The organism is Pseudokineococcus basanitobsidens, assembly GCF_037482545.1.
GTDB classification, from domain to species: domain Bacteria; phylum Actinomycetota; class Actinomycetes; order Actinomycetales; family Quadrisphaeraceae; genus Pseudokineococcus; species Pseudokineococcus basanitobsidens.
Map to the genome: position 1 here is coordinate 152,678 of NZ_JBBIAA010000001.1, position 26,769 is coordinate 179,446.

Annotated in this window: 32 protein-coding genes; 21 read left to right on the forward strand and 11 right to left on the reverse strand. The window is 77.3% G+C overall.

Going from position 1 to position 26,769, the window contains the following annotated elements:
- Positions 1-81: 81 nt before the first annotated feature.
- Positions 82-693: a dihydrofolate reductase family protein gene (locus tag WDZ17_RS00580; RefSeq protein WP_339573180.1), complete on the reverse strand. Its 612-nt coding sequence runs from the start codon at positions 691-693 to the stop codon at positions 82-84.
- A 144-nt stretch (positions 694-837) separates the two neighbouring features.
- On the opposite strand from WDZ17_RS00580, the gene WDZ17_RS00585 reads away from it, so the two are divergent.
- A complete protein-coding gene (locus WDZ17_RS00585) occupies positions 838-1,230 on the forward strand; it encodes a PPOX class F420-dependent oxidoreductase (RefSeq protein WP_339573181.1) in 393 nt (130 codons plus the stop codon).
- 27 nt (positions 1,231-1,257) lie between these two features.
- Here the strand turns inward: WDZ17_RS00585 and WDZ17_RS00590 are convergent, their stop codons facing one another.
- Positions 1,258-1,992, reverse strand: a complete 735-nt coding sequence (locus WDZ17_RS00590) for a Pr6Pr family membrane protein (RefSeq protein WP_339573182.1) — start codon at positions 1,990-1,992, stop codon at positions 1,258-1,260.
- A 174-nt stretch (positions 1,993-2,166) separates the two neighbouring features.
- Between WDZ17_RS00590 and WDZ17_RS00595 the strand changes: the two genes are divergently transcribed.
- From WDZ17_RS00595 to larB, 3 genes are all read left to right on the forward strand, one after another.
- Complete coding sequence (locus WDZ17_RS00595; RefSeq protein WP_339573183.1) at positions 2,167-3,822, forward strand: beta-N-acetylhexosaminidase; 1,656 nt, start codon at positions 2,167-2,169, stop codon at positions 3,820-3,822.
- 180 nt (positions 3,823-4,002) lie between these two features.
- Positions 4,003-4,854, forward strand: a complete 852-nt coding sequence (gene larE / locus WDZ17_RS00600) for an ATP-dependent sacrificial sulfur transferase LarE (RefSeq protein ID WP_339573184.1) — start codon at positions 4,003-4,005, stop codon at positions 4,852-4,854.
- Positions 4,844-5,551 (forward strand): nickel pincer cofactor biosynthesis protein LarB, encoded by a 708-nt coding sequence (larB, locus tag WDZ17_RS00605; protein WP_339573185.1) that lies wholly within the window; start codon positions 4,844-4,846, stop codon positions 5,549-5,551. The genes larE and larB overlap by 11 nt, the downstream gene beginning before the upstream one ends.
- Positions 5,552-5,629: 78 nt before the next feature.
- On the opposite strand, the gene larC is transcribed toward larB, so the two are convergent.
- Positions 5,630-6,907: a nickel pincer cofactor biosynthesis protein LarC gene (gene larC, locus WDZ17_RS00610; RefSeq protein WP_339573186.1), complete on the reverse strand. Its 1,278-nt coding sequence runs from the start codon at positions 6,905-6,907 to the stop codon at positions 5,630-5,632.
- A gap of 116 nt (positions 6,908-7,023) precedes the next feature.
- Between larC and WDZ17_RS00615 the strand changes: the two genes are divergently transcribed.
- The gene (locus WDZ17_RS00615; RefSeq protein WP_339573187.1) at positions 7,024-7,944 is read left to right on the forward strand and encodes an aldo/keto reductase; all 921 of its coding nucleotides are present in this window, start codon (positions 7,024-7,026) and stop codon (positions 7,942-7,944) included.
- Between the two features lie 58 nt (positions 7,945-8,002).
- Here the strand turns inward: WDZ17_RS00615 and WDZ17_RS00620 are convergent, their stop codons facing one another.
- Positions 8,003-9,052 (reverse strand): D-2-hydroxyacid dehydrogenase, encoded by a 1,050-nt coding sequence (locus tag WDZ17_RS00620; RefSeq protein ID WP_339573188.1) that lies wholly within the window; start codon positions 9,050-9,052, stop codon positions 8,003-8,005.
- A 192-nt stretch (positions 9,053-9,244) separates the two neighbouring features.
- Here WDZ17_RS00620 and WDZ17_RS00625 point away from each other — a divergent pair, with 192 nt between their 5' ends.
- From WDZ17_RS00625 to WDZ17_RS00635, 3 genes are all read left to right on the forward strand, one after another.
- Positions 9,245-11,518: a putative bifunctional diguanylate cyclase/phosphodiesterase gene (locus WDZ17_RS00625; RefSeq protein WP_339573189.1), complete on the forward strand. Its 2,274-nt coding sequence runs from the start codon at positions 9,245-9,247 to the stop codon at positions 11,516-11,518.
- 129 nt (positions 11,519-11,647) lie between these two features.
- On the forward strand, positions 11,648-12,667 hold the full coding sequence (locus tag WDZ17_RS00630) for an NAD(P)-dependent alcohol dehydrogenase (protein ID WP_422631768.1): 1,020 nt from the start codon (positions 11,648-11,650) through the stop codon (positions 12,665-12,667).
- Positions 12,668-12,687: 20 nt separating this feature from the next.
- Positions 12,688-13,512 (forward strand): SDR family NAD(P)-dependent oxidoreductase, encoded by an 825-nt coding sequence (locus WDZ17_RS00635; protein ID WP_339573191.1) that lies wholly within the window; start codon positions 12,688-12,690, stop codon positions 13,510-13,512.
- A gap of 184 nt (positions 13,513-13,696) precedes the next feature.
- Here WDZ17_RS00635 and WDZ17_RS00640 read toward each other — a convergent pair whose 3' ends face one another.
- Positions 13,697-14,476, reverse strand: a complete 780-nt coding sequence (locus tag WDZ17_RS00640) for an SDR family NAD(P)-dependent oxidoreductase (protein WP_339573192.1) — start codon at positions 14,474-14,476, stop codon at positions 13,697-13,699.
- Positions 14,477-14,618: 142 nt separating this feature from the next.
- Here WDZ17_RS00640 and WDZ17_RS00645 point away from each other — a divergent pair, with 142 nt between their 5' ends.
- A complete protein-coding gene (locus WDZ17_RS00645) occupies positions 14,619-15,275 on the forward strand; it encodes a nucleoside/nucleotide kinase family protein (protein WP_339573193.1) in 657 nt (218 codons plus the stop codon).
- A gap of 51 nt (positions 15,276-15,326) precedes the next feature.
- Here the strand turns inward: WDZ17_RS00645 and WDZ17_RS00650 are convergent, their stop codons facing one another.
- On the reverse strand, positions 15,327-16,034 hold the full coding sequence (locus WDZ17_RS00650; protein ID WP_339573194.1) for an anti-sigma factor: 708 nt from the start codon (positions 16,032-16,034) through the stop codon (positions 15,327-15,329).
- Positions 16,027-16,662, reverse strand: a complete 636-nt coding sequence (locus WDZ17_RS00655; protein WP_339573195.1) for a sigma-70 family RNA polymerase sigma factor — start codon at positions 16,660-16,662, stop codon at positions 16,027-16,029. Before WDZ17_RS00655 ends, WDZ17_RS00650 begins: the two co-directional genes overlap by 8 nt.
- A gap of 268 nt (positions 16,663-16,930) precedes the next feature.
- On the opposite strand from WDZ17_RS00655, the gene WDZ17_RS00660 reads away from it, so the two are divergent.
- Complete coding sequence (locus WDZ17_RS00660) at positions 16,931-17,662, forward strand: CHRD domain-containing protein (RefSeq protein ID WP_339573196.1); 732 nt, start codon at positions 16,931-16,933, stop codon at positions 17,660-17,662.
- A 64-nt stretch (positions 17,663-17,726) separates the two neighbouring features.
- Here WDZ17_RS00660 and WDZ17_RS00665 read toward each other — a convergent pair whose 3' ends face one another.
- The 4 genes from WDZ17_RS00665 to WDZ17_RS00680 form a co-directional block, all read right to left on the reverse strand.
- Positions 17,727-18,299: a CvpA family protein gene (locus WDZ17_RS00665; RefSeq protein WP_339573197.1), complete on the reverse strand. Its 573-nt coding sequence runs from the start codon at positions 18,297-18,299 to the stop codon at positions 17,727-17,729.
- Between the two features lie 27 nt (positions 18,300-18,326).
- Complete coding sequence (locus WDZ17_RS00670; protein ID WP_339573198.1) at positions 18,327-18,971, reverse strand: hypothetical protein; 645 nt, start codon at positions 18,969-18,971, stop codon at positions 18,327-18,329.
- 166 nt (positions 18,972-19,137) lie between these two features.
- On the reverse strand, positions 19,138-19,758 hold the full coding sequence (locus WDZ17_RS00675; protein ID WP_339573199.1) for an Asp23/Gls24 family envelope stress response protein: 621 nt from the start codon (positions 19,756-19,758) through the stop codon (positions 19,138-19,140).
- Entirely contained in the window at positions 19,755-20,348 is a 594-nt protein-coding gene (locus tag WDZ17_RS00680; protein WP_339573200.1) for an RNA polymerase sigma factor, read from the reverse strand. Before WDZ17_RS00680 ends, WDZ17_RS00675 begins: the two co-directional genes overlap by 4 nt.
- 234 nt (positions 20,349-20,582) lie before the next feature.
- On the opposite strand from WDZ17_RS00680, the gene WDZ17_RS00685 reads away from it, so the two are divergent.
- The 11 genes from WDZ17_RS00685 to WDZ17_RS00735 all read left to right on the forward strand — a co-directional run bounded on the left by WDZ17_RS00685 (position 20,583) and on the right by WDZ17_RS00735 (position 26,700).
- Complete coding sequence (locus WDZ17_RS00685) at positions 20,583-21,071, forward strand: Asp23/Gls24 family envelope stress response protein (protein WP_339573201.1); 489 nt, start codon at positions 20,583-20,585, stop codon at positions 21,069-21,071.
- Positions 21,068-21,514, forward strand: coding sequence for a hypothetical protein (locus tag WDZ17_RS00690; protein WP_339573202.1), 447 nt, complete (start codon positions 21,068-21,070; stop codon positions 21,512-21,514). Before WDZ17_RS00685 ends, WDZ17_RS00690 begins: the two co-directional genes overlap by 4 nt.
- Positions 21,515-21,675: 161 nt before the next feature.
- Complete coding sequence (locus tag WDZ17_RS00695; protein ID WP_339573203.1) at positions 21,676-21,852, forward strand: DUF2273 domain-containing protein; 177 nt, start codon at positions 21,676-21,678, stop codon at positions 21,850-21,852.
- Positions 21,845-22,285: an Asp23/Gls24 family envelope stress response protein gene (locus WDZ17_RS00700; protein ID WP_339573204.1), complete on the forward strand. Its 441-nt coding sequence runs from the start codon at positions 21,845-21,847 to the stop codon at positions 22,283-22,285. The genes WDZ17_RS00695 and WDZ17_RS00700 overlap by 8 nt, the downstream gene beginning before the upstream one ends.
- On the forward strand, positions 22,282-22,863 hold the full coding sequence (locus WDZ17_RS00705; protein WP_339573205.1) for a DUF6286 domain-containing protein: 582 nt from the start codon (positions 22,282-22,284) through the stop codon (positions 22,861-22,863). Before WDZ17_RS00700 ends, WDZ17_RS00705 begins: the two co-directional genes overlap by 4 nt.
- Positions 22,860-23,441 carry an Asp23/Gls24 family envelope stress response protein gene (locus WDZ17_RS00710; protein WP_339573206.1) on the forward strand — a complete coding sequence of 194 codons (582 nt, stop codon included), beginning with the start codon at positions 22,860-22,862 and terminating at the stop codon, positions 23,439-23,441. Before WDZ17_RS00705 ends, WDZ17_RS00710 begins: the two co-directional genes overlap by 4 nt.
- An 87-nt stretch (positions 23,442-23,528) precedes the next feature.
- The gene (locus WDZ17_RS00715; protein ID WP_339573207.1) at positions 23,529-23,723 is read left to right on the forward strand and encodes a hypothetical protein; all 195 of its coding nucleotides are present in this window, start codon (positions 23,529-23,531) and stop codon (positions 23,721-23,723) included.
- Positions 23,724-23,808: 85 nt separating this feature from the next.
- Entirely contained in the window at positions 23,809-24,069 is a 261-nt protein-coding gene (locus tag WDZ17_RS00720; protein WP_339573208.1) for a GlsB/YeaQ/YmgE family stress response membrane protein, read from the forward strand.
- 188 nt (positions 24,070-24,257) lie between these two features.
- Positions 24,258-24,533 (forward strand): hypothetical protein, encoded by a 276-nt coding sequence (locus tag WDZ17_RS00725; protein WP_339573209.1) that lies wholly within the window; start codon positions 24,258-24,260, stop codon positions 24,531-24,533.
- A 53-nt stretch (positions 24,534-24,586) separates the two neighbouring features.
- Positions 24,587-25,258: a response regulator transcription factor gene (locus WDZ17_RS00730; protein WP_339573210.1), complete on the forward strand. Its 672-nt coding sequence runs from the start codon at positions 24,587-24,589 to the stop codon at positions 25,256-25,258.
- A complete protein-coding gene (locus tag WDZ17_RS00735; protein ID WP_339573211.1) occupies positions 25,255-26,700 on the forward strand; it encodes a sensor histidine kinase in 1,446 nt (481 codons plus the stop codon). Before WDZ17_RS00730 ends, WDZ17_RS00735 begins: the two co-directional genes overlap by 4 nt.
- The last annotated feature ends 69 nt before the right edge of the window (positions 26,701-26,769 follow it).

The window sequence follows — 26,769 nt, forward strand, 5'->3', positions numbered from 1 at the left end:
TCCTCGCCCGTCGGGCGGCCCCGCGTGCCGCCCCCCGAGGACCGCGCACGGTTCCCGCGGCGAGCCGTCGCCGAGGAGCGGTCAGCCGTCGGTGGTGGTCCGCACGTCGTAGGTGGTCTGGACCATCCCGCCGCCGAGGACCTCGGTGCGGCGGTGCACGAGGTCGACGTCGTGGGGGAGCGGCCCGAACAGCGGGGCGCCCGCGCCGATGAGGACGGGGACCCGCGAGAGCGTCAGCTCGGTGACGAGGCCCGCCGCGAGGCAGGCCTGGACGGCACGGCCGCCGTCGACGTAGACGCGCCCGCAGCCGGCGTCCGCCAGCGCCGCGACGGCGTCGTCGAGGTCGCCGTGCACGGTGATCCGGGCGTCCTCGCTGTCCTTCATGGACGAGCTGAGCACGTGGACGGGCTTGTCCAGGTAGGGCCAGCTGTCGTAGTCGGCGATGACCTCGTAGGTGCCGCGGCCCATGAGGACGGCGTCGACGCTCGAGACGAAGTCGCGGAACCCGGCGTCGCCCGCGGCCTCGCCGCGCTCGGTGAGCCAGTCCAGGTCGCCGTCGAGGCGGGCGATGAAGCCGTCGACCGACAGGCCGATGTAGACGCAGCCTCGGACCCCACGGCGCGAGGCACGCGACTGGTCGTGGCCGCCGAGGGCGTCGAGCGGGGCGTCGGTGGTCTCCGCCGAGGAGGTCATGGGAGCAGCCTGCCCCGCCGCACCGACGACGGCCACGGCGACGCGCGGTGACGGCCGGACGGCGCCAGGCTCGTGCCTCGACGGGCCGCGCCGGCCCGAGCCGCCCGGTCGCCCGTCGACCGCCCCGCCGAGAGGAACGCCGCCGTGGACCTGCCCGAGGACCTGCTCGACCTGCTGCGCCGCCCCAGCCCCTGCTACGTCACGACGCTCATGCCGGACGGCTCCCCCCAGACGACGCAGACGTGGGTGGACACCGACGGCGAGCACGTGCTCGTCAACACCGTCGTCGGCTACCAGAAGACGCGCAACGTCGAGCGCGACCCGCGCGTCAGCGTCGCCGTCGGGGACCCGGACAACCCCTTCCGGTACGTCGCCGTCCGCGGTCGTGTCGTGCGGACGACGACGGACGGCGCCGCCGACCACATCGAGGCGCTCTCGCAGCGCTACACCGGTGGGCCCTACGCCTGGTACGGCGGCCGCGACCAGCAGCGGGTGGTCCTCGTCGTCGAGGCCGACCGGGTGCACGGCATGGGGTGAGGCGCGGCCCTGCCCGCGACGGCCCCGTCAGCCCGCCGTCGCCGCGGAGGAGCGGGTGCCACGCCCGGCGCCCGGCCGGGGGCGCAGCCGGGCGTCCAGCAGCGCCGCGGCCGCCCCGAGGACGACGGCCAGGACGACGACGAGCAGGGTGGCGAGGAGCGCGGCGGGGTAGCCGCGCTCGCCCGCGTCGAGGAACGGGTAGGGGTACCACCCGGTCAGCGCGCCGTGGCCGAAGGTGTACGCGATCCACGCCACCGGCCAGGCCGCGGCGCCCAGCAGCGTCCGCCCGTCCACGCGCGGCCGGGGGCCGAGCAGGAGCCACCCGACCACGCAGGCGACGGGGGAGACGCGGTGCAGCCCGGCGTTCGCCCACCACGCCGCCCCGGTGGGGTCGACCTGCGCGGAGAGCACCGCACCGAAGACCAGACCGGTGACGCTGATCCCGAGGAGGGCGTCCAGCCGCAGCACGCGCCACACCGGGCCGTCGCGCGCCGGGTCGCGGGCGAGGGAGACGGCGGCGACGAGCACGAGGACGTTGCTCTGGATCGTGAAGTAGGAGGCGAGGCGCACGAGCCGGACGCCGAGCGGGGCGCCCTCGTCGCCGCTCGTGGAGCTCGCGTCGGTCCCTCCGGCCAGGACGAGCACCAGCTGCAGGAGGAGCGAGGCCCCGACGACGACGGCGAGGCCGAGGTGCCAGGCCCGCGAGAGGCCGTGCGTCGTCCGGGCCGGGGGGCGCGACGTCCCGGCGGTCGTGCGGTCCATCCGTCACACCCCCCTCACCGAGCCCTCGGCGGGCCGCGGGCCTGCAGTCTCGCGCGGACGCCCCGCGCCTGTCTTCCGCGGCCCCTCGGACGGGCGTACGGTCACGAAACGGGCGCATCCGGCGCGCCTGCCCGGACGGCAGCGAGGCCGCCCGCCGACGACCGGAGGTCGACCGTGCGCCCACGTCCCAAGACCTTCCCCCGCGCCGCGCTCGCCGCGGTCGCCGTCGCCGGTCTGCTGGCGGCCCCGGCCGTCCCGGCCACCGCCGCGCCGGGCGGCGCGGCGGCGCCGGGGCGGGGAGGATCGGCGGCCGTGGCCGACCTCTCCGACGTCATCCCCCTGCCGGCGTCCGTCGCGCCGTCCGGCCGCCCCGTCGAGCTGGGGCCCGGGACGCTCGTGCGCGTCCAGGCCGGCTCCCCGGAGGCCGCGGCCGCCGCGCAGCTGCTCGTCGACCTGCTGCGGCCCTCGACCGGCTTCCGGCTGCCCGTCGTGCCGACGGACGGACCCGACGACGCCTCCCGCCCGCTGTCCGGCATCAGCCTCCTCACCGACGGCGCCGACCCCGCGCTCGGCGACGAGGGCTACGTCCTCGAGGCGAGCGGTCGGTCCGTCGTCCTGCGTGCGGCGACGCGCGAGGGGCTGCTCCACGCCGTCCAGACGCTGCGCCAGCTGCTCCCCCCGGCCGTCGAGGCCCGTGACGCGCAGCCGGGGCCCTGGCTGGTGCCCGGCGGGCGGGTCGAGGACCGCCCGCGCTTCGCCTACCGCGGGGCCATGCTCGACGTCGCCCGGCACTTCATGACGGTGGAGGAGGTGCAGGGGTACGTCGACTCGCTCGCCGCGTACAAGGTCAACCACCTGCACCTGCACCTCACGGACGACCAGGGCTGGCGGATCGAGATCCCGGGCTGGCCGCGCCTCACCGAGGTCGGCGCCGCCACCGAGGTCGGCGGTGGGCCCGGCGGCTCCTACACGCAGGAGGACTACGCGGCGATCGTCGCCTACGCCGCCGAGCGCGGCGTCACCGTGGTGCCCGAGGTCGACCTGCCCGGCCACGCCAACGCGGCGCTCGTCGCCTACCCCGAGCTCACGTGCGACGGCGTCGCGCCGGAGCCGTACACCGGCATCGAGGTCGGCTTCTCGACCCTGTGCGTCGACAAGGAGGTGACGTACGACTTCGTCGGTGACGTCGTGCGGGCGCTCGCGGCGGCGACGCCCGGTGAGTACCTGCACATCGGCGGCGACGAGGCGCTCGTCACGACCGAGGAGGAGTACGCCCGCTTCATGCGCCGCGTCCTGCCCCTGGTCGAGGCGACCGGCAAGACGGCCGTCGGCTGGCAGGAGCTCCTGCCCCTCGCCGCCGGGCCGGCCGGGGGCGGGCCCGTGACCGTCGGGCAGTACTGGGTCCCCGGTGCGCCCGAGCAGCCGCTCCTGGACTCCCTCGCCCGCGGGAACCGGGTGGTCATGTCCCCGGCCGACCACGCCTACCTCGACATGAAGTACGCCGAGGGCTTCCCGCTCGGCCTGCAGTGGGCCGGGTTCACGGGCGTCGAGGACGCCTTCGCCTGGGACCCCGCGACGTACGCCGAGGGGATCGGCGAGCAGGACGTGCTCGGCGTCGAGGCGGCGATCTTCAGCGAGACGCTCGAGGACCTCGACGACGTCGAGACCATGGCGTTCCCGCGGCTGCCCGGCATCGCGGAGATCGGCTGGTCACCGCGGGCGACGCACGACTGGGCCACCTACCGCGAGCGCCTCGCGCTGCAGGGGCCGCGGTGGGAGCGGCGGGGCGTCGACTACTACCGCTCGCCCGAGGTGCCCTGGGCGGGGTGAGCCGGCACGGCCACGTCCTCGGCGCACGAGCCGGGCGTCGCCCCGCGCCGGTGAGGGCCGCGCCGGTGGGGGGCCGGGGCCGGTGCGGCGCAGGGCCGGCTCGACCGGCCGCGGGCGCGGGCGGCAGCATGGGGTCGCCCGGGCGCCGCCGCCCGGGACGCCGAGACCACGAGGTGCCCCGTGCAGCGCTCCGCCGTCCCCCCGCAGGACCGTCCCGCCGTCGACGCCGCGGTCGCGGGCCTCGCCGGCGTCCGGCGACTGGGCGTGGCCTTCTCCGGCGGTGTCGACTCCTCCCTGGTGCTCGCCCTCGGCGTCCTGGCCCTCGGCCCCCAGCGCGTCGTGGCGGTCCTCGGCGTGTCGCCCAGCCTGGCGGCCGACGAGCGCGCGGCCGCCCACCGCGTCGCCGAGGTGGTCGGCGCGCGCGTGGTCGAGGTGCGCACCTACGAGGGGGACCGCGAGGCCTACCGCCGCAACGGGCCCGACCGCTGCTTCCACTGCAAGGACGAGCTGTTCAGCCGCATCGACGACGAGGTCGTCGCCGCCCACGACCTCACCGCGGTGGCCTACGGCGAGAACGCCGACGACGCCCGGCGCCCCGACCGCCCGGGGTCGCGCGCCGCCACCGAGCACGCCGTGCTGCGCCCGCTCGCCGACGCCGGGCTCGACAAGGCCGCCGTGCGCCGCGTGGCCCGTGCGCTCGGGCTGCCGTCGGCGGACAAGCCCGCGGCGCCGTGCCTGGCCTCGCGCATCCCGCACCACAGCGAGGTCTCGCCGGAGAAGCTGGCCCAGGTGGAGGCCGCCGAGGCGGCCCTGCGCGACCTCGGGCTCGGGGACCTGCGCGTGCGCCACCACGGCGACGTCGCCCGCCTCGAGGTGCCCGAGGCCGACCTCCCCGCGCTCGTGAGCGCACCCCTGCGCGAGGAGGCGGTGCGCGCGGTGCGGGCGGCAGGGTTCCGCTTCGTGGCCCTCGACCTCTCGGGCGTGCAGTCCGGCGCGTTCACGCTGCCGCTGGTGGGCGTGCGTGCCGGCTGACGAGGAGCGTCCCGGCGGGTCCTGGAGCCCGCCGGAGGCGCTCGCCTCCTTCGCGCAGCTGGACGACGACCGCGGGGCCCGGCGCGGCTACGCGGAGGCGGTCTTCTGCGAGGGCAAGACCGTCGAGCAGGTGGCCGCCATCGCCGCCGCGGTGCGGGAGCGGGGCGCGCGCACGCTCTTCACCCGCCTGCGCCCGGAGCAGGTGGCCCCGCTGCTGGCCGCCCTGGGGGAGGACCCGGCCGCGCTCCACGTCCCCGAGGCGCGGCTCGTGGCCTGGCCCGCCGAGCCGCCGGCGCGCAGCGGCGGCCTCGTCGTCGTCGTGGCCGCCGGGACGAGCGACCTGCCCGTGGCCCGGGAGGCCGCCGTCACCGCCGCGCACCTCGGCCGGGAGGTCCGCGAGGTCGTCGACGTCGGGGTCGCCGGGCTGCACCGCGTGCTGGGCCACCTCGACCTGCTGCGCAGCGCGCGCGTCGTCGTCGTCGCCGCCGGGATGGACGGCGCCCTGCCGGGTGTCGTCGCCGGGCTCGTGCCCTGCCCCGTCGTCGCCCTGCCGACGTCGGTCGGCTACGGCGCCTCCTTCGCGGGCGTCGCCCCGCTGCTGACGATGCTCACCGCCTGCGCGCCGGGGGTCGGCGTGGTCGGCATCGACAACGGCTACGGCGCAGGGCACCTCGCCGCGCAGATCGCCGCCTCCTGAGGGGTGCCGGCGCCCGGCCCGGGACCCGGCCGCGAACCTGCACCGCCTTGAGCCACGGGTTCTGCCTCTGTCCCGGGCTCAGCCCCGGGCGGGCGGCCACGGGGCGCCGGCGACGAGCCCGGCGTCCACCGCCGCCGCCCGGGCGCGCACGAGGGCCGTGGCCACGGGCTCGCCCGTCCGCTCGGCGAGGGCGACGACGTCGGTGAACTCCGGCATGGCCTGGACGACGACCCCGCCTCGGTGGCCGACCTTCACGCGGACCTCGCCACCGGAGCGCCCCGTACCGGGGCGCCCCGGCACCGCGACGGGCGACCACGCGCGGTCGAGGACGTCGCGGCGCACGGCGCTCCGGCGCACCCCGAGGGTGCTCGTGCCCGTCATGACCGCCCACGACAGCGCCTCGGCGTGCCCGGGGTCGGCCAGGACGGTGAGCACGTGCGCAGGACGCCCCTTCTTGCCGAGCACCGGCACGAGCCAGGCGTCCAGGGCGCCGCGGGACAGCAGGTCGGCGACGACCTCCGGCCACACGCGCGGGTCGAGGTCGTCGACGGTCGCCTCGAGCAGCAACGCGTCCTCGAGGTCCCGGTCCCCCTCCCGTCCCGCGGCCGCGGAGGGCGCCGTGGGCGTCCCCAGCACGACGCGGACGACGTTGGCCCGACCGGGGACGTCGCGCGTGCCGGCGCCGGTCCCCGTGGCGACGACGCGCAGCGCCGGCAGCGGCCCGGACGCCGAGGCCAGCGCCGTGACGAGCGCCACGCCGGTGGGCGTGGCGAGCTCGCCCTCCTCGCCGGGCCGCACGCCGGCGACGACGTCCCAGCCGACCGTCATCGCGAGCACCGCCGGTCCGGGGACCGGCAGCGCCCCGTGCGCCGCCCGTACCCGTCCGGCCCCGGTCGCGACGGCGGAGACGACGAGGTCGTCGACGCCGAGCAGGTCCAGCGCCGCCGCGGTGCCGACGACGTCGGCGACGGCGTCGAGGGCGCCCACCTCGTGGAAGTGCACGTCCTGCGCGGGGACGCCGTGGACCCGGCCCTCGGCGTCGGCGAGGCGGCCGAAGACCGCCAGCGCACGCTCCCCGGCGCCGGGCGAGAGCCCCTCGCCGGCCCCCTCGAGCAGGGCGCGCACGTCGCGCCACGTGCGGTGCGGCGGGTCGTCCACGAGGACGTCGACGTGGGCCTTCACCGCGCGCAGCCCGCCCCGCACGACCTCCTCGACGCGCAGCCGCACGGCGCCGGGCACGACGGCGTCGACGGCGCGCTGGAGCACGGCCGGGTCGGCGCCGGCGTCGACCAGCGCCCCCAGCAGCATGTCCCCCGCCACGCCCGCGGAGGCGTCCACCCAGGCCCGCACCGCCACCACCGCTCCCTCTCGCGCCGCAGCGCCCTCGTCCGCGCCGGGCGCGGCCGCCCCGCGGGCGGCCCCGCGGACGGTAGCGGGGCTCTCGGCCGCCCTCGCGGCGCTCCGCTGGCAGGATGCCCGCGGACGCGGGCGGCGCGCGCCGCCCGTCCCTCGACGAGGAGGCCCCGGTGGAACGACGACGGCTCGGCAGGCTCGGCCACGAGAGCTCGGTGCTCATCTACGGCGCGGCGGCGCTCAGCGACGTGGACCAGGACACGGCGGACCGGTCGGTGCAGGAGGCGCTGGACGCCGGGATCAACCACTTCGACGTCGCCCGCAGCTACGGCGAGGCGGAGGTCCGCCTCGCGCCGTGGGTCTCCCGCATCACGGACGTCGGCTTCCTCGCCACGAAGGTGGAGGAGCGCGGCCGCGAGGACGCCTGGCGCTCGATCGGGGAGTCGCTCGAGCGGCTCGGCACCGACCGCGTGGACCTCCTGCAGCTGCACGCCGTCGGCGACGCCGCGACGCTCGACCGGGTCACCGCGGACGACGGCGCGCTCGCCTCGGCGGTGCGCGCGCAGGAGGAGGGCCTCGTCGGCGCGGTCGGCATCACCGGCCACGGGCCGGAGGCGGCGCAGACCCACCTCGAGGCGCTGCGGCGCCACCCCTTCGCGTCCGTGCTCACCCCGCTCAACCCGGTGCTGTCACGGGACCCGGTCTTCCGCGGCGCCTACGGCGCGCTCGTGGACGAGGTGCAGCGCCAGGACGCGGCGCTCATGACCATCAAGACGGTCTCGCGCCGCAACTGGCCCGAGGGCGACGAGGGCCGCTACGCCACCTGGTACGAGCCCTACGACGACGCCGAGCGCATCCGGGCCGCCGTCTCCTGGGTCCTGGCCCACGACGAGATGACCGGCATCCCCACGCCCGGCGACGTCCGGCTGCTGGGCATGGTCGTCGCCGCCGAGGCCGACCGGATGCCCGTCGAGGAGGCCGAGCGCGTGCTCGCCGGGGACCCGCTGTACTCCTCGCCCTTCGTCAGCATGCCCTTCTGACCCGTCCGGCCGGCCCCGCCGCCGGTCGTGGCCGGCCCCCGGGACCGGCCCGGTCGGCTCAGTAGAACTCGACGACGTCCACCCGGTTGCGCAGCTCGCGCCCGTCGAGCAGGCGCGTGGCGTTGTCCGCGAAGAGCGCCGCGATGCGGTGGGTGATCGTCGGGTCCCCGGCGGCCGTGTGCGGGCTGATCAGCACCTCCGGGCGGTCCCACAGCGGGCTCGCGGCGTCCAGCGGCTCGGAGGCGACGACGTCGAGCGCGGCGTAGCCCACCGTGCCGTCGTCGAGGGCCGCGACGAGAGCCTGCTCGTCGACGACCGTGCCGCGGCCCACGTTGACGAAGGTCGCTCCCTCCCGCAGCGCCGCGAAGAACCGCCGGTCGAGGAGGCCCTTCGTCGACGGCGTGCCCGGCAGCGTGACGACGACGCCGTCGACCCGACCGGCGACGTCCGCGAGGTCCTCGGGCCGCACGAGCTCGTCGACGCCGTCGACGGGCCGCCCGTGCCGGCTGGTGCCGACGACGGTCGTGCCGACCGCCGAGAGCAGCCGCGCCACCTCGGAGCCGATGCCGCCGAGGCCGACGACGAGGACGGTCTGCCCCGAGAGCTGGCCCATGAACCACTTGTCGGGCCAGCGGTGCGCCGCCGAGTCCGCCTGCAGCCGCGGCACGCGCTTGGCCCCGGCGAGCAGGCCCAGCAGGGCGAACTCCGCGAGCGGGGTCCCGTGGACGCCCGCCGACGTCGTGAAGGCGACCCGGTCCAGCTCCTCCTCGGTGAGGCGCGCCGCGCGCACGGACTGCCCGCCGCCGGCGGCCATCGTGTGCACCCACCGCAGCCGGGGGTTGGCGCGCACGACCCGGGCCAGCGCCGCCGGGTCCTCGTCCGGGATCCCGAGCAGGGCGTCGGCGCCGTCCAGGAGCTCCTCGAGGTCGCGCTGCTGCTGCTCGTCGCGCGAGAACGACGGGTCGCCGTCCTGGTCCCCGGGCCAGCGCACGGGCGCCAGCAGGTCGGGGCCGACGACCAGGTCCACCCGCGGCTCCTGCTCGACGACGACCTGCCGGCTGGGCTCGTCGAAGGGCGTGGCGACGGCCACGCGCAGGCTCTCGGCCACGGGCTGCTCCTCGGTCGTGGGCCCGTCCGCGGCCGTCGGTCGCGGAGGGCGGTGCGGGTCGTGCCGGTGCGTCCGGTTCTACCAGGAGACGGCGGGGCGGGCCGTGCCGCCGTCCGTGTGACGTCGGGCCGCGCGCGGGGCGGGGGCCGGTGCGGCGGCTGCGGCGCGGACCCCCACCGCCGATGGAGGGGCGTGAGGACTCCCCCGACGGTGCGGCGGCCGCCGCCCGCCGCGGTGGTGCCGCTGCTGGCCGCGCTGACGTGCGCGATCGCCCTGGCCGTGCCCGCGCTGCTGCCCGTCTACGTCCTCGTCGTCCCCTGGGCCGGCGTCGTCCTCGTCCTCGCGGGCGTCCTCGTCCACCGCCCCCGCACGCCCCTGCCGTGGCTGGTGCTCGCCGCCGTCCTCGCGGCGGGCGCGCTGAGCCTGCAGCTCATCGGGGCCCAGGGCTCCGGCGACGGCTCGGGCGGGGCGCTGGCGCTCCTCGGCCGCGCCGGCGCCGGCGTCGTCCTGCTGTGCCTGGCGGTCGCGGCCCGCCGGGGCGGACGGCGCGAGCACGTGCTCGAGACGCTCGTGAGCGTGCTCGTCGTCGTCCTCGCCGGCGTGCAGCTGCTGCACCTGCTCGGGTCGACCGACGCGGTGGCCCTCGCCCTCGTCGGACCGACCGCCGACCTCGTCCTGCTCTGCTTCGTGCTGCGCTTCGCCGCCTCGCGGGAGTCGCGCCACCCCTCCTGGGCCTTCGGCACGGGAGCGCTCGTCGTCCTGGTGGGCGCCGACGTCGCCGCGGTCCTCGGCGCGGTGGCGCCGCCGGAGGTCGCCGCGCTGCAGGCGCTGGTCCTCCTCGTCACCGGCTGCGCCGCGCTGCCCGCGGCGATGACGGGAGCCTTCGACCACGAGGTGCTGCTGCGCCGACGCCCGTCCTCGGCGGCCCTCGTCGGGCTGCTGCCGCTCGTCCTCCTGCCCGTCGCGCTGCGCGTCCTCGACCTCGCCACCGGTGACCACGGCCTGCCGTCGTGGGCCTTCCTCGCCGTCGGGACGACGACGGCGGCCCTGTGCGTGCTGCGGGCCTGCGTGGCCCTGCGGGAGAGCGAGCACCTCGCCGGCCACGACCCCCTCACGGACCTGCCGAACCGGCGGGGCCTGGCGCGGCTCTTCGACGACGCGCCGCGCGAGGGCTGGGCCCTGCTCCTCGTCGACCTCGACGACTTCAAGGACGTCAACGACGCGCACGGGCACGACGTCGGCGACCTGCTCCTGCTCGGGGTCCGCGACCGGCTCGCGGGGTCGGTGGGGCGCGACGGCGTGGTGGCCCGCTTCGGCGGGGACGAGTTCGTCGTGCTCGTGCGCTCCGGCCGGGAGGAGGCGGTGGCGGACCGCCTGCTGCGGGACCTCCGGCCGCCGCTGCTCGTGCGAGGCCTGGCGCTGCGGACGAGCGGCAGCGTCGGGCTGGCCGCCGCCGACCCCGCCGCCGGCCTGTCCGAGCTGCTGACGCGCGCCGACGTCGCCCTGTACGCCGCCAAGGGCGCCGGCCGCGACACCGTGCGCTCCTACCGCCCGGAGCAGCGGGTCGAGGTGCAGCGCCGGTTCACCCTCACCAGCCAGGTGCGCCAGCTCCTCGGCGGGCGCTCGGCGTCCGTGGGGCGCCTGGAGGTGCACTACCAGCCGCTCGTGGAGCTGGCGAGCGGCGAGGTCGTCGGCGCCGAGGCCCTCGTGCGCTGGCGGCACCCCGAGCACGGGCTGCTCCCGCCCGACGCCTTCCTCGGCCACGTGGCGAGCAGCGGCCTCGACGCCGAGCTCGACACCGCCGTCCTGCACGAGGTCCTCGAGCAGATGGGCCGCTGGCGCGACCAGCGACGCCGGTCCCTGCCGGTGAGCGTCAACCTCACCCGCACGAGCCTGCTCGACCCGGCGCTGGCCGACCGGGTCCGGGAGGCCCTCGCGCGCGCCGGGGTCCCGGGCGACCAGCTGCACGTGGAGATCACCGAGCACGAGCCCTTGCCCGACGACGACCGGCTGCTCGCCACGCTGCACGCGCTGCGGGCGCTGGGCGTCGAGATCCACCTGGACGACTACGGCACCGGCTACACGTCGCTGGACTACCTGCGGCGCTTCCCCGTGCGGGTGCTCAAGGTCGACCGCTCGGTCGTCTCCGGCGTCGGGGCGGGCGGCAGCCAGCTCGTCGCCGGCCTCGGCGCCATGTCGAGGACCCTGCGCCTGGACCTGCTGGCCGAGGGCGTCGAGACCGAGGAGCAGCGACGCCGGCTGCTCGCGCAGGGCGTCCGGCTGGGCCAGGGGTGGTTGTTCTCCTACCCCCTGCCCGCGACCGTCTACGCCGAGCGGGTGCTCGGCCGCCCGCACGAGTGCCTCCCGGTGAACGGGGTCCCCGCCCCGCGCCTGCCGCTCGGCGCCCCCGCCGACGCCGCCGTCCGCCGGGCCGCCGGGCCGGAGCACCGGGGGGCGGCCGTGTGACGTCGACGGCCGGAGGAGGCGGCATGATCGCCCGCGGCGGCGCAGCGGTGCGCCGCGACGACGAGGAGGCGATCGAGCGTGAGCACCACGGCCGGGACCACGACGGACGTCGGGGACGTCCCCCGCACCATGCGCGCGAGCGTCATGACGGGGGTACGGGCGGTCGAGGTGCAGGAGCGCCCCGTCCCGGTGCCCGCGGACGACGAGGTGCTCGTCCGCGTCGGCTCGGTCGGCGTGTGCGGCAGCGACGTCCACTACTTCACGGAGGGGCGGATCGGCGACATGGTCGTCGACGGGCCGCTCGTCCTCGGCCACGAGGTCGGCGGGACGGTCGTCGGCGTCGGGCGTGACGTGCCGGAGAGCCGGGTCGGGGAGCGCGTCGCGCTCGAGCCGCAGAAGCCGTGCCGGCGGTGCCGCCAGTGCCACGCGGGCCGGATGAACCTCTGCCCCCACATGGTCTTCTACGCCACGCCGCCGGTGGACGGCGCCTTCTGCGAGTACGTGACGGCGCCCGCGGACTTCGCCTACCCGGTGCCCGACTCCCTGTCCGACGCGGCGGTCGGCCTGCTCGAGCCGCTGTCCGTGGGCATCTGGGCCATGCGCAAGACCGACGTCGGCCTCGGCGACCGCGTCCTCGTCGCCGGCGCGGGCCCGATCGGCGCGATGGTCGCCCAGGCGGCCCGTGCCCAGGGCGCCACGGACGTCGTCGTCACCGACCTCGTCGAGTCCCGCCGGGAGCGCATCCTCTCCTTCGGCGCCACACGGGCGCTCGACCCGCGCGAGTCGGCGGCCGAGATCGCCGCCCTCGAGGCGGACGCCTTCGTCGACTGCACCGGTGCCACCCCGGCGGTGCTCTCGGGGATCGAGGCGGTGCGCGGCGGCGGGACGGTCGTGCTCGTCGGCCTCGGGGCGGAGACGATGCCGATCCCGGTGCAGCTGGTCGCCACCCGGGAGATCCGTCTCACCGGCGTCTTCCGCTACGTCGACACCTGGCCCCGGGCGATCGAGCTCGCGCGCACGGGCACCGTGGACCTCGACGGGATGGTCACCGCGCGCTACGACCTCGACTCGGTCGAGGAGGCGCTGCTCGCCGACTCCGACCCCACGAGCATGAAGGCGGTCGTCGACGTCTTCGGAGGTCCCCGATGAGTGATGCGACGAGTGTCCCGGTGAGCGACCCGACGAGCGGTGGCGACGGGGGCCGCCGGGGCAGCGGTGTGCTCGACCGCTTCTCGCTGGAGGGGCGCGTGGCGCTCGTCACCGGCGGCTACCGCGGGCTCGGACGGGCCTTCGCGCAGGCGCTCGCCGAGGCGGGTGCCGACGTCGCGGTGGCCGCCCGGGACGAGGCCCGCAGCGTGGAGGCGGCGGAGGAGATCGCCGCGTCCACCGGGCGCCGGACGCTCGGGCTGCGGATGGACGTGACGTCGCGGCCCGAGGTCGAGGCCGGCGTCGCCCGGGTCGTCCGCGAGCTCGGCAGCCTGGAGGTCCTCGTCAACAACGCCGGCACGTGCATCCACGAGCCGGCGCTGGAGGTCAGCGACGACCACTTCGAGCAGGTGCTGACGACCAACGTCCGCGGCGTCTGGCTGCCCACGCAGGTGGCCGCGCCGCACCTGGCGCAGCAGGGGCCGGACGGCGTCCGGGGCTCCGTCGTCAACATCGGCTCGATCAGCGCGATGATCGTCAACCGCCCGCAGATGCAGCCCGTCTACAACGCGAGCAAGGCTGCGGTGCACCAGCTCACGAAGTCGCTCGCCGCGGAGTGGGCGCCGCAGGGCATCCGCGTCAACGCCCTCGCCCCGGGGTACGTCAAGACGGAGATGGCGCCCGTCGACGAGCCCCGCTTCCGTCGGATGTGGATCGAGGACGCCCCCATGCAGCGCTACGCGACCCCCGAGGAGGTGGCCGCGTCCGTCGTCTACCTCGCGAGCGACGCCTCGTCCTTCTGCACCGGCACCGTGCTCGTCACCGACGGCGGCTACACGCTCTACTGACCCTCCTCGCCCTCCCTCTCCCCACCCTCCCTCTCCTCACCCCCCTCCCTCGCGCTCGTCTCCCGCACTTCGACGACTTCTCGTCGTTAGGGACGTCCCTGGACGACAGGAAGTCGTCGAAGTGCGAGAAGAGGGGAGGAGCGAGAAGGGGAGGAGCGGGGAGGGGGCGGGGGACAGGGGCGGGTCAGAGGGCGGTGTAGCCCCCGTCGACGGTGACGCACTGGCCGACGACGTAGCGCGAGCGGGGCGAGGCGAGGTGCGCCACGGCGTGGGCGACGTCCTCCGGCTGCCCGACGTCGCCGGTGGGGATGCGGGAGCGCCAGGCGGCGGCGGTCTCCGGGTCGTCCTCGAGGACCCCGCGGGTCTGGTCGGTGGCGACGTAGCCGGGGGAGACGGCGTTGACGCGGATCCCGAGCGGCGCCCACTCGACGGCGAGCGAGCGCACGAGGCCCTCGACCCCCGCCTTGCTGGCGTTGTAGGCGCTCTGGCGCTGGGGCACGTTGACGACGCGGGCCGACATCGACGCGATGGCGACGACGGTGCCGCCGGCCCCCGCGGCGACGCAGGCCCGGGCGAAGGCCTGGCACACGAGGAACGTGCCGGTGAGGTTGACCCGCAGCACCCGGTCCCACTGCTCGGGCGTCGTGTCCAGGGCGTCGGCGACGAGCGCCGTCCCGGCCGCGTGCACGAGCAGGGACGGCGTCCCGAGCCGCGCGCCGACCTCTGCGAGCGCCGCGGCGACGGACGCCGCGTCCGTGACGTCGGCGGGCACGGCGACGGCGCGCACGCCGTGCTCGGCGGCGATCCGCTGCGCGCTCGCTCCGGCCTCGTCGAGCACGTCGAGCAGGGCGACGTCCGCCCCGCGTGCCGCGAGCTCGGCCGCGCAGGCGTACCCGATACCGCGTGCCCCGCCCGTCACGACGGCCGTGCTCCCCGCGTGCTCCCGTCCCGACCCGTCGTCCACCCCGCCATCCTGCCCGTGGTCGCGAGGCGACCTGCAGAAGTCACGGCGCCAAGGCGCCACCGCAGGTCGGAGCCCTCTGCCCGTCGCGCCGCAGGACTTCTGCAGGTCACCTCGCGCGAACCTCCCGTGGCAGCCTGCGGGCATGCGCCTGGAGGACCTCGTCGACCGCGCCCTCTCGCTGCTGGAGGGGCGCGACCGCGTGCTGCTGGGCGTCGCCGGGGCGCCCGCGGCGGGCAAGACCACGCTCGCGCGCGCCGTCGTCGACGGGGTGGGGGCCGCTCTCGCCGGGCGGGGGGCGCACGGGCCCGGGGAGCCGCCGGTCGCCGTCCAGGTGCCGATGGACGGGTTCCACCTCGCCGACGTCGAGCTCGCCCGGCTGGGGCTCTCCGACCGCAAGGGCGTGCCCGCCAGCTTCGACGCCGGTGGCTACGTGGCGCTGCTGCGGCGGCTGCGGGCCGCGGACGAGGAGGTCGTCTACGCGCCCGCGTTCGAGCGCGACCTCGAGCAGGCGCTCGCCGGCGCCGTCGCGGTGCCGAGGTCGACCCGCCTCGTCGTCACGGAGGGCAACTACCTCCTGCTCGACGAGGCGCCCTGGGACGCCGTCCGTCCGCTGCTGGACGAGGTGTGGTTCGTCGGCGCGCCGGAGGACGAGCGCGTGGCGCGGCTGCTGGCGCGGCACGTCGAGTTCGGCAAGACGCCCGAGGCGGCCCGGGCGTGGATGGCCGCCGTCGACGACCCGGACGCCGCCCTCGCCGCCGCGGGGCGCAGCGCGGCCGACCTCGTCGTCACGACCGCCTGACCCGCCCGGCCGCCGGGGCCGCACGGCTGGTCGCGGCCTCGGGTCGCGGGGTCAGACCGGGGGGAGGTCGGCGGCCAGGACCGTCTCCCCGCCCGTGCCCAGGACCGCCAGCCGACGGGCGTCCTCGCGCAGCACCGGTGCGTTGAGCCGGCACTCGACCACCGCGTCGGCCCCGACGAAGCCGCCGGAGGAGACCTGCCGTCCGGTCCGGTCGAGGAGGACGAGGCGGTAGTCGACCCCCGCCTCGAGCCCCGCGACGTCGAGGACGGTCTCCGTGCCCCAGGTGTGGGCCACGACGGCGAGGTCGGCGTCCACGCCCGTCGGCCCGCCGGACAGCTCCACCTGCTCGACCGCCCCGAGCGTCCCCGCGGGGCCGGCGGGTGGGCGCTCGACGAGGGACTCGACCCCCAGGGCGGCGCCCGCGCCCCCGACGACGAGGGCCGCGGCGGCGGCGCCGAGCGCCCAGGGGCGGCGTCGTCGCGTCGCCCGGTCGACGTGCGGCCCGGTGCCGCGACGGCCGCCGACGTCGAGGTCCCCCGCGGGCGGCGCGGGCGCCTCGACCCACCCCGAGCCCCGCGGGGGCAGCGCGGCGAGCACGGAGCGCAGCTCCTCGAGCTCGCGCGCCGCGGAGGGGTCGTCGGCGAGGAGACGCTCGAGCTCCGCGCGCTCGGCGACGTCGAGGTCGTCGGTCGCGGCGCCGCCGAGCAGCTCGGCCCGCCGGTCGCGGCCGCCCGGGTCGTCCCCCTGCGCGTCAGCCACGACCGCCACCTCCTATCCCGTCCTCGTCGTCCCGCAGGCTCGCGCGCAGCGCGCGCAGCCCGTAGTACATCCGTGTGCGCAGCGTCGCCGCGGGCACGCCGGTGCGCGCGGACAGCTCGGCGTACGAGCCGCCGAGCAGGTGCACGTGCACGACCACCTCCCGGTGCTCGTCGGACAGGCGCGCCAGCGCCTCGACGACGACGAGCCGGTCCAGGCTCGTGCTCTGCGCGTCGCCCGCGGCCGGGGAGTCGTGCTCCTGCGCCACGTCCACCGGTCGGGGCCGTCGTGCACGGGCGCGGTGCGCGTCCACGACGACGTTGCGGGCGATGGCGAAGAGCCAGGTGCGCACGGACCCCCGTGCCGCGCCGTACCGGTCGCCCGCCCGCCACGCGCGGACGAAGACCTCCTGGAGCGCGTCCTCCGCCGCTCCCCGGTCCCCCAGGCTGTTGACGGCGAAGGCGAAGACCGCACCCGCGTGCTCCTCGTAGGCGGTCTGCACGTCGAAGCGGTCTGCCGCGCCGCCGGTCGGGCCCGTGGAGGGCATCGCGCGCAGGTGGTCGCGCGAGCGCGCCCGCGGGGACCACCGCACCACCCCGTGGGCTCCCTCCGCCGCCTGCTCGGCCGCCACCGCACCTCCTCGCCGGTGCTGCCGGGGGAGGTCCCGGAGGCTACCGGTGCACCGGGGGGTACGACGCGGCCCGCACCAGCGTTCACGCCCTCCTGCCGCGGGGGCGGCACGTCACCCGGACGGGGTCGGCGGCACCGCTCCGGCGGCCTCCGGCGTGATGTGACGCAGGTCACGGTGAACGGTCGTCCAGAGCCCGACGTACCTCCTGGTGACCCGCGGCCGCCGCCGACCACGGCAGGGGCCGCACCCACCGAGCACGGAGGCCCCCATGCGCACCACCCCAGCCCGACGCCCCGTCGGCCGGAGCCTGGCCACGACGACCGCCCTCCTCGCCGGGGGCGGCCTCCTGGCGCTCGGCAGCGCGCTGCCCGCGTCCGCCACGTCGGTGGACGAGCCCGACTCCTTCACCAGCGCCTTCACGGCCGAGCTGACCCCGGGCGCGGTCGTCGACGCCGACGGCGAGGCCACCGGCGGCGACCCCGACGGCAGCGGGACCATGGAGCTGCGGATCAACTCCGACGACGAGGTCGTCTGCTACGACATCACGACCCAGGACGTCGAGCCGCCCTACGAGAGCCCGGCCAGGACCGCGACGCACGTGCACGAGGCGCCGCAGGGCCGCCCCGGGCCGCCGCGCCTGGCGTTCCCGAACCCGGAGGGCGAGGGCAGCACGCGGACCAGCTCCGGCTGCCTGCAGGGCCCGTTCACCACGGGCATCGAGGGTGACGACGGCGAGGACACCGGCGCGTCCTTCTCCCTCGCGGAGATCGAGGCGGACCCGGCGGCCTTCTTCGGCGACACGCACACGGCCTCGGCCGTCCCCGGCGCGGTGCGCGGCCAGCTCGTGCAGGTGCCCGTCGGCGGTGCCGACACCGGTGCCGGCGGCGTCGCCGACGACGGCGCGCCGACCGCTGCGCTCGTCGGTGGTGCCGGTCTCGTGGCCGCGGGCGCCGTCGGCGCCGTCCTGCTGCGCCGTCGCGCGGTGGCCCAGCAGGGCTGAGCCTCCCCTCGTACGACGACGGGCCGCACCACCGCAGGGGGGTGGTGCGGCCCGTCGTCGCGGGTCAGCGACCCGCCGGAGCGCCGGGGAGGACGTCGCCCGCCCGGTCCGCGAGCTGGTGGCCTGCACCGGACCCGCTCGGGAGGTCTCCCAGGAGGTCGGTGCCCGCCGAGGCGACGACGCCGTCCGTGACGTAGCCGCGCAAGGACGGCCCGCCCCAGGCGGCGGCCGCCGAGACGAGGCCCACGCAGACGAGCGCGGCGACCGCGCCCGAGGCCAGCGCCCCGAGGAGCCGGTCGAGGACGCCCACGTGGAGCCGTGCCAGCAGACCGGAGACGAGGCCGCCGACGGCACCGCCGAGCGCGAGACCCAGCAGGACGCCGACCACGAGGCAGCCGACCGGGACCACCCAGCCCGGCTCGACCGACGGCAGCAGCGGGCCGACCACCGCCGGCGCCCGCAAGCCGAGCACGAGGCCGGCTCCGCCGCCGACGAGCCGGCCGAGGACGGTGCCTCCGCCGGACCGCCAGCCGCCGAGCGCCGCGAGGACGACGACCACGAGCGCCACGAGGTCGACGACGGTCGCCCGGGAGAGCAGCTCCTGCACCGACGTCCCCGTCGGGGACAGCTGCCCCACGGACATGACCATCACCGGCACCGGGCGTCAGCCCGTGGTGGACGGCGTCGCGGTCTCGCCGTCCGTGGGCGCGGCGGGCGGGGTCGGCGTCTCGTCGCCCGTGGGCGGGGCCGGGGGCGTGGGGGTCTCGCCGTCGGCGGGCGGGGCCGGGGGCGTGGGGGTCTCGCCGTCGGCGGGCGGGGCCGGGGGCGTCGGGGCAGCGCCGTCGGCGCCCGGGCCGCAGTCGCCCGAGCCCGCCGGTCCGCCCGCGGCCGGTCCGCCTGCCGCCGGTCCGCCCTCGGCGGGTCCGGCGGGGGACCCGTCGGCGCTGGCCGTCGCGTCGTCGCCGGACGACGACGTGCCGTCCTGGCCCGTGGACGACGACCCAACGCTCCCGTCGGCCGTCCCGGCGCCCTGGGCGGCGTCCGTCGTCGCCACCGCGGCGACGTCGTCGCCCGAGGACGGGCTGTCGGCCGAGGCCGCGACCGCCCCGAGGCCGAGCGCGGCGACCGCCGCGACGCCGAGGCCGGCGACGACGCCGGAGCGCCGCCGGCGCCACCGGCTGCGGGCGCCGCCCGCCCGGGCGGCCTCCGCCAGGGCGTGGTCGTCGTGACGGCGGTCCTGCTCCGCGGCGTCCAGGTCGTCGGCCGCGTGGCGTTGCCGGAGGCGACGCATCTGCTCCATCGGGTCCATGAGGGCTCCTTCGTCGTGGTGCGGCCGGGCCGCGACGGCCGGCCGGTGGGGGCTGTCCCCTCGTGCTCCACGAGCGTCGGTCCGCTTCCTCAAGCCCTCCTCAAGGAGCGCGCCCCGCGGCGGGTCTTGAGGCGTTCTTCAGCGGGTGCGCCGCCGGCCAGGCTCCTCACACGACGACGTCGTCGACGTAGATGTCGACGACGACGTCCGGCGCCGACGCGAGCGCGTCCAGCTGCCGTCGGACCGCCGCGCGCACGAGGTCGGCGGTGCGCGGGATGGAGACCCCGTGGCTGACGACGACGGCGAGGTCGACGAGGACCCGTCCGCCGTCGGGCCCGCCGGGCACCCCCACGGCCGCGGCGGCGCCCGTGGGCTCGGCTGTCGCGCCGTCCACCCGCGCGCGCGAGCGGCGCGACAGCACGACCCGGACGTCGGGCACGCCCCACGCCGCCTCCTCGGCCAGCCGGCCGAGGGCGTCGACGGAGACCCGGGTGGCACCCCGGCGTCCCGGGATCACGAGGTGCAGCGGCTCGCGGCCCAGGCGGCGGACGGCCGCCATCACCGACTCGACGAGGTCGGGGGGCGGCACCTCGCGCCGGGCCGCCAGCGAGCGGACCGGCGCCCACACGTCCTCGGCCTCGGCGACCAGGGCGCGGCAGTGCACGCACGCGCGCTCGTGCTCGTCCCGGTCGTCGTGCGGCGGCTGCGCCCGGCCCCGGGTGACGAGGTCCAGCAGCGGGTCGACGGGGCGCCCGCAAGGCAGCCGCTCCCCGGCGTCCTCGCTCATGCCCACTCCCTCATCTGCTGCAGCAGTGCTCGTCGCGCGCGGGCCGTGCGCCCGCGGACCGTGCTGGCGCTCGTGCCGAGGAGCTCGGCCGCCTCCTCGTAGGTGCAGTCCATGAAGGCGGTGAGCACGAGGGCGGCCCGTTGGTCCGCCGGCAGCTGTTGGACGCTCCGGTGGAGCGCCTCGTCACGCGCGACCTTCTCGACGCGCTCGTCGGTGCGGTGCGGGTCGGGCCGGTCGACGTCGACGGCGGCCGGGACGGGGCGTCGTCGCCGCAGCTGCGACAGGCACTCGTTCACGACGATCCGGTGCAGCCAGGTCGAGAACTGCGCCCGGCCGTCGAAGCGGTGGAGGTTCAGCCAGGCCCGGACGAAGGCCTCCTGCACGACGTCCTGCGCCTGCCCCCGGTCGTCCACCATCCGGACGGCGAGCGTGTAGGCGCGCACCTGGTGCCGGCGCACCATCTCTTCGAACGCCTGCGGGTAGCCCTCGCGGGCGCGGGCCAGGAGGTAGTCCTCGCCCGCGGCGCCGAGGGCCTCGACCCGGCGCACGACGGGAGCGGAGCCGGGGTCGCCGCCTCGTCCGTCCGTCATCACGTCCCTCTCGGCCGTCCCCGTGGTCTCGAGGGCTCGTCACGGCTGCACCATGCTGCCAGCGCCCGCCGACGGCGCTCGCCGGGCGCACCGCAGCTCGACGTGGAAAGGTGTGACGCAGATCACACTCAAGTCGAGTGACGGTCGTCACCCGGACGCGTCTGACCTGGGTGAGCGACCGGCGAGGTGCCGGTCGACGACGACGGCCCCACCAGGGGCGGAAGCAGGGAACGCATGAGCGAGCAGAGCACCCGCAGCCAGAGCCCCGCCCAGCAGGGCAAGGGCGGCTCCGCGCAGGGCGGCGACTCCGCGCTGCAGACCTCCCGCGGCACCACCACGATCGCCGACCAGGTGGTCTCCAAGATCGCCGGCATCGCGGCCAAGGACGTCGCCGGTGTCCACGCCCTCGGCGGCGGGGCGGCCCGCGCGTTCGGCTCGATCCGCGAGCGCATCCCGGGCGCCAGCACCAACCACAGCCAGGGCGTGACGGTCGAGGTCGGCGAGAAGGAGGCCGCCGCCGACGTGAGCCTCATCGCCGAGTACGGCGTGGCCATCGCGGACCTCGCCTCGGGCGTGCGCCGCAACATCATCTCCTCGGTGGAGCGGATGACCGGCCTGAAGGTCACCGAGGTCAACGTCGAGGTCACGGACGTCTTCATCCCCGGCCAGGACGACGACTCCGACGACGACTCCGCGGACGAGCGCCCCTCGCGGGTCCAGTGACGTCCAGCCCCACGGGCTGGCCCGGCGGCACCTCCGCCGACCCGGACGGCGCCCCGGCGCCGTCCGGGCGCGGGGTCGCCGTCCTCGGTGACGGCCCCGACACGTCCCGGACGACGTCCGAGGCGGCCGACCTCGCGGACCGGGTGGCGGCGGCGGCGCTCGCCGCCCCGGGCGTGGTCTCGCTGCACGGCGGCAGCCTCGGCGAGGTCGCGACGCTCCTGCCCGGTCGACGGGTCCGGGGCGTCCGCCTGGACGGGCCGGACGGCGGGACCCAGGTCCACGTCGTCGCCACGACCACCACGCCGATCCCGACGACCGCGCAGGCGGTGCGGGCCGCGGTGGGTGCCGTCGTCGACGGTCCTGTCCACGTCGTCGTCGGCGACGTGGCCACGCCGGCCGAGCAGGCCGGCCCTGCCGAACCCGCACCGGCCCCAGGCGCGTAGCCGCCTCCCTCGACCCAGGCGCCGGCCCGGCCCACCGCCGGTCCTCCCGCTCGGCGCGGTGACCGCCTGCTCCTGCGCGGTGCGGCCGGTCACCCGCCCGGGGCCCGGACGACCGTCTGCGGCCCCACCCCTTCTTCTCCCCACCCTCTCGGAGGACCCCCATGTCAAAGGCTGTCGTCGGTCTGCTCGCCGGTCTCCTGCTCGCCATCGCCGCCACCGCCGGCTTCGGCGCCTTCCTCCTCGCCGTCGTCTTCGGCGTCGTCGGCCTCGGGGTCGGTGCCCAGCTCGACGGGTCGCTGGACCTCAAGGCGCTCGTGCCCGGCCGCAGCCGTGGCTGAGGCCACCGCCACCCGGGGAGGTCGTACGAGCGGGGCCCCCTCCGCGTCCTGGTCCGACGCGGCCCGTGAGCAGGAGCAGGGCTCGCGGGGCTCGCTGGAGCTGGCGGACAAGGTCCTGGTCAAGATCGCCCAGCGCGCGGCCCTGGAGGTCGTCGGCGTCGCCCCCGCGGGCGCGGCCACGGGCCGCCTCGGCGGGATGCTCGGCCGCGGCTACCCGGACGCCGACGTCGAGCACGCCGGCACCCGCGCCAGCGTCACGCTCGAGATCGCCACGACCTGGCCGCACCCCGCCCCGCAGGTCGCGGCCTCCGTGCGGGACTCCGTCACCCGGCGCCTGCGCGAGCTCGCGGCCGTCGACGCCGACTCGGTCGCCGTCCACGTCGCCGCCGTGGTCCAGGCCCCGCCCCCCCGTCAGCAGGAGAGGGTCCGATGAGCCAGACCGACACCCGCCCGCACGAGACCAGCAGCGGCAGCGACCCGCTCGGTGCGGCCAAGGCCAAGACCGGGACCGGGCCCGTCCCGGTGATCGCGATCGTCCTGGCGGTGCTGCTGCTCGCGCTGGCCGCCCTCCTGGTCCGCGACGGCCTGGTCGCCCTCGGCTGGGTCGGCGGCACCCCCTGGCTGCCCGTCCCGGTGCAGGGGCTGGACGGCACCGCCCCCTCGGCCCTCGTGGTCGTCGTCGGCGTCGTCGCCGCCCTGGTCGGCCTGTGGCTCGTGGTCCAGGCGTTCCACCGGCGCAGCCGCAAGACCGTCGCCGTGGAGTCCGCCTGCGGGCTGTTCGTCACCACCCGCGACGTCGCCCGGCTGTCCACCGGTGCGGCGCGCGACGTCGACGGGGTCATGGACGCGAGCAGCAGCGCCGGCCGCCGGTCCGTGACCGTGCAGGTGACCACCACCGGTGACGCCGCGGTGGCCGAGGCCGTGCGCGCCGCCGTGACCGACCGCCTGTCCGTGCTCGACCCCACCCCGAAGGTGCGCGTGCGCACCACCTCGAACGGGAGCTCCTCGTGAAGCGCAGCGTCCTCGGCCTGGACCGGTTCCTGATCCTCCTGCTCGGCCTGGTCCTGCTCGTCTCGGGCGTCGCGGTCGGTGCCTGGGGTCTCGGCTACCTCAGCACCGTGTGGTCCGGTGCCCCGGACGAGCTGTCCACCACCCCCGCCACCGACGTGCTGTCCGCGTCCTGGTGGGGCTGGGCGGCCCTGGCCGGCGGCGTCGTCCTCGGCCTCCTCGCGGTGTGGTGGCTCGTCGCGCACCGCACCCACCACTCGATCGGCCCGCTGCGCCTGCCGGGCACCGGCTCCCAGGGTCGCCTGACCTTGGACGGCTCCGCCGCCGCGGACGTCGCGGCCGACGTCATCGCCCGGACCCGAGGCGTCCATTCGGCCAAGGGGAAGACCATCGCCGACCGCGGCCAGCTGGTCGCCGACCTGCACGTCACCGTCGAGCCGGACGCGGACCTGCGCGGCGTCGCCGAGGCCACCGACGCCGCGATGGCCGACCTCGCCGTCGTCCTCGGCCGCTCCGACGTCCGCTCCCGCGTCACCCTCGACGTCGCCCGCTCGGCGCGCCAGCAGTCCCGCGTCAGCTGACCGCCACCACCGGCAGGCCCCGCACCGGCTCCACGGCGCGCGGCCTGCCGGCCCCGCACCTCCTCACGCCACCTCCGGAGGCCTCCCGTGCCCGTCCTCGTGACCATGGTCCGCCGCTACGTCCTGGTCGCGGTCGCCCTGCCGCTGGCCGCCAAGGGCCTCGCCGCCCTCGGCCGCCGCGTCGAGGCCTCCCGCGGCGAGGGGAAGCTCTCCTCCGCCCTGCAGGGCGGCAGCCGGCTCATCTCGCGCCGCAAGGACGACGAGAAGCGCGGCAAGCACTGACCCCACGGCAAGCACGGACCCCGCGGCACGCACCGGGGCCCCGCACCGCGAGTCCTCTCGTCCCACCGACCGTCAGGAGATCACCGTGATCGGCAGCATCATCAGCGCCATCGTCGTCGGCGCCATCGTCGGCGTCCTCGCCCGCCTCGTCCTGCCCGGCAAGCAGAAGATCGGCTTCCTCTGGACCGTGGGCATCGGGATCGTCGCAGCCCTGATCGGGACCGCCATCGCCGGCGCCATCGGTGTCGCGATCACCCCCGGCATCGACTGGATCGAGCTGCTCATCCAGGTCGTCCTCGCGGCCATCGGCGTCTCGGTCGTCGCCGGCACCCGCGGCCGCCGCTGACCGCGGCCGCAGCACCGGCCTCGCCGACCGGCCGCCGTCGACCCGACGGCGGCCGGCTGCCGTCCCGGCCGGCCGCCCGGCCCCGTCCGGCTCGACCCGCTCCGCGAGGCACGACGAGAGGCCGACCCCATGCCCATCACCGACCGGCACCGCCCCTGCACCGTCGGCCGCGTGCCCGCAGGGCTGCGGTGAGCAGCACGGGCGAGATCGCCTCCCTCCAGCACCGCATCCAGCAGGCGGTCATCTCGGTCATGGTCGGCGGCTTCGGCCTGCCGCGACGGCAGGTCGGCGAGCTGCTCGCGCGGGCCCTGGCCGACGCGGGCATCCCCGACCAGCCCGCCCCGTGGATGCGCACGGCGGCCGCCGAGATCGCCGTCGGCCGCCTGCTCGTGCTCAACACGGCCCACATCCCCGACTACCTCGAGCACGCCGAGCCCGACCCCGAGACGCACGCCACCGGCTGACGGGGCCCGCCCGTCTTCAGCCGTCCTTGAGGACCCGGCGCCAGACTCCCGTCGTGCCCGCCGTCGCCCGCGTCCTGCTCGTCGAGGACGACGACGCCATCCGGACCGCGGTCGTCGGGGCGCTGGAGGACGCGGGACTCGTGGTCCGAGGTCTCGTGGACGGAGGAGCGCTCGAGGCCGAGCTCGACACGTTCCGGCCGGACCTCGTCGTCCTCGACTGGATGCTCCCCGGACGGCCCGGCAGCGCGCTCGTGCGGGTGGTGCGGGCGCGCACCGACGCGGGCGTCGTCATGCTCACGGCGCTGGACGCCCTCGCCGACCGGGTCAGCGCCTTCGGCGCCGGGGTCGACGACTACGTCGTCAAGCCCTTCGCGATGGCCGAGCTCGTGCTGCGGCTGCAGGCCCTGCTCCGGCGGCTGGGGCGCCTGCCCAGCACCGTCGAGGTCGGGGACCTCGTCCTCGACGAGGGCGCCGGCGTCGTCACGCGCGCCGGGCACCCCCTCGACCTGACGGCCACGGAGCGCCGGCTCCTCGCCTTCCTCGTCGCCCACCGCGGGCGGACGGCCTCGACGACGCAGATCCTCACGCAGGTGTGGGGCTACGACGACTACGCGGACAACCTCGTGCAGGTGCACGTCAGCGCGCTGCGGAGGAAGATCGAGGCGCACGGGCCGCGGCTCATCCACACGGTGCGGGGCGTCGGGTACGTCCTGAGGGCGGCGTGAGCGCACCCGGCGCGCCCCTCGCCCGTCCTCGCGAGCGGCTGCGCACCGGCTCGCTGCGCCGGCGCGTGGTCGTCGCGGTGCTGCTCCTGCTCGCCGTCCTCCTGCTCGTCCTGTCCGTCACCGTCGACCAGGTGCTGCGCCAGCGCCTCGAGGGGCAGCTGGAGCAGCGGCTCCTCGACCGCGCGGCCGTCGCCGTCGCGCTCGAGGACCAGGTCGACGACGAGGAGCTCGTCGACCGGCTGGCCGGGCAGGGGGTCTCGGTGCGTCTGGTCACCGAGGACGGCGAGGTGCTCACGGCCGGCCCGCCGCTCGGGACGGGGACGTCGCCCGTCGCGCCCGGGGCCGCCCGGCCGTCCCGGGACGACGGGCCCGGCCCGGAGCCGCCCGCGCCGCCCGCGGGGGAGGGCGTCGTCCAGCGCGGCGACGTGCTGTCGACGACGACCGAGCTCGACGACGGCGCGCTGGTCCTGCAGGCCGACGCCTCGGAGCTGCGGAGCACGCTGGCGCAGGTGCGGGCCGTCATCGCGGTCAGCTGCGTCGTCGCGCTCGCCGTCGCCGCCCTGGCGCTGCTCGCCGTCGTGGGCCGGGTGCTCGCGCCGCTGGACCGCATCACCGCCACGGCGCGCTCCATCGGGGCCGGCGACCGGGGGCGCCGGCTGCGGCCCGACCGCCCGGGGACCGAGCTGGGCCGCACCGCCGCCGCCTTCGACGACATGCTCGACGCGGTCGAGGGCGCGGAGGCGCGCGCCCGGGCCTCGGAGCATCGGATGCGGGACCTGCTCGACGAGGCGGCGCACGAGCTGCGGACGCCGCTCGCGGGCGTCCAGGCCGCGGCCGACCTCCTCGTGCGCGCCGAACGGCCCCGCGCGGAGGTGGAGCGGCTGGCGGTCTCGGTGGTGCGCGAGTCGCGTCGCGCGTCCCGGCTCGTCGAGGACCTCCTCACGATGGCGCGGATCGACCGCGGCCTCGAGCTGTCCCCCCAGGACGCCGACCTGGTCGACCTCGCGCGCACGGCCGTCGAGGACCGACGTCTGCGCCCCGGACCGGCGGTCCTGGACGTCGGGGCGAGCGGTCCCGCGCCGGTGCGCGCGGACCCCGACCGGGTCGGGCAGGTCCTCGCCAACCTCCTCGACAACGCGGTCCGGGCGGCGGGACCGGGCGGCCGGGTCGACGTCCTCGTCGGTCGGGAGGTGGACGGGGCGGTCGTCACGGTGCTCGACGACGGCCCCGGCGTGGCGCCGCAGGACCGCGAGCGCGTCTTCGAGCGCCTCGTGCGCCTGGACGAGGCGCGCTCCCGCGACGCCGGCGGCGCCGGCCTGGGGCTCCCGATCGCCCGCGGCATCGCCCGCGCGCACGGCGGTGACGTCGTCCTGCGCGAGCGGCCCGACGGTGCGCGCGGCGCCGCCGCCGTCCTGCGGCTGCCGCTGCGCACCGGCGGCTGAGCCGTCTCGTCCCGAGGTGCGACGAGGGCGGGACGGCGATGGCCGTCCCGCCCTCGGCGGTGGTGCTGG

Bases quoted from the DNA above. Each gene is read 5' to 3' on its own strand.
- WDZ17_RS00615 (WP_339573187.1), top strand. From the start codon at position 7,024: ATGCCCGCGGACGCGGGCGGCGCGCGCCGCCCGTCCCTCGACGAGGAG.
- WDZ17_RS00645 (WP_339573193.1), top strand. From the start codon at position 14,619: ATGCGCCTGGAGGACCTCGTCGACCGCGCCCTCTCGCTGCTGGAGGGG.
- WDZ17_RS00705 (WP_339573205.1), top strand. From the start codon at position 22,282: ATGAGCCAGACCGACACCCGCCCGCACGAGACCAGCAGCGGCAGCGAC.
- WDZ17_RS00590 (WP_339573182.1), bottom strand. From the start codon at position 1,992: ATGGACCGCACGACCGCCGGGACGTCGCGCCCCCCGGCCCGGACGACG.
- WDZ17_RS00675 (WP_339573199.1), bottom strand. From the start codon at position 19,758: ATGAGCGAGGACGCCGGGGAGCGGCTGCCTTGCGGGCGCCCCGTCGAC.
- WDZ17_RS00660 (WP_339573196.1), top strand. From the start codon at position 16,931: ATGCGCACCACCCCAGCCCGACGCCCCGTCGGCCGGAGCCTGGCCACG.
- WDZ17_RS00670 (WP_339573198.1), bottom strand. From the start codon at position 18,971: ATGGACCCGATGGAGCAGATGCGTCGCCTCCGGCAACGCCACGCGGCC.
- WDZ17_RS00680 (WP_339573200.1), bottom strand. From the start codon at position 20,348: ATGACGGACGGACGAGGCGGCGACCCCGGCTCCGCTCCCGTCGTGCGC.
- WDZ17_RS00630 (WP_422631768.1), top strand. From the start codon at position 11,648: ATGCGCGCGAGCGTCATGACGGGGGTACGGGCGGTCGAGGTGCAGGAG.
- WDZ17_RS00695 (WP_339573203.1), top strand. From the start codon at position 21,676: ATGTCAAAGGCTGTCGTCGGTCTGCTCGCCGGTCTCCTGCTCGCCATC.
- WDZ17_RS00685 (WP_339573201.1), top strand. From the start codon at position 20,583: ATGAGCGAGCAGAGCACCCGCAGCCAGAGCCCCGCCCAGCAGGGCAAG.
- WDZ17_RS00580 (WP_339573180.1), bottom strand. From the start codon at position 693: ATGACCTCCTCGGCGGAGACCACCGACGCCCCGCTCGACGCCCTCGGC.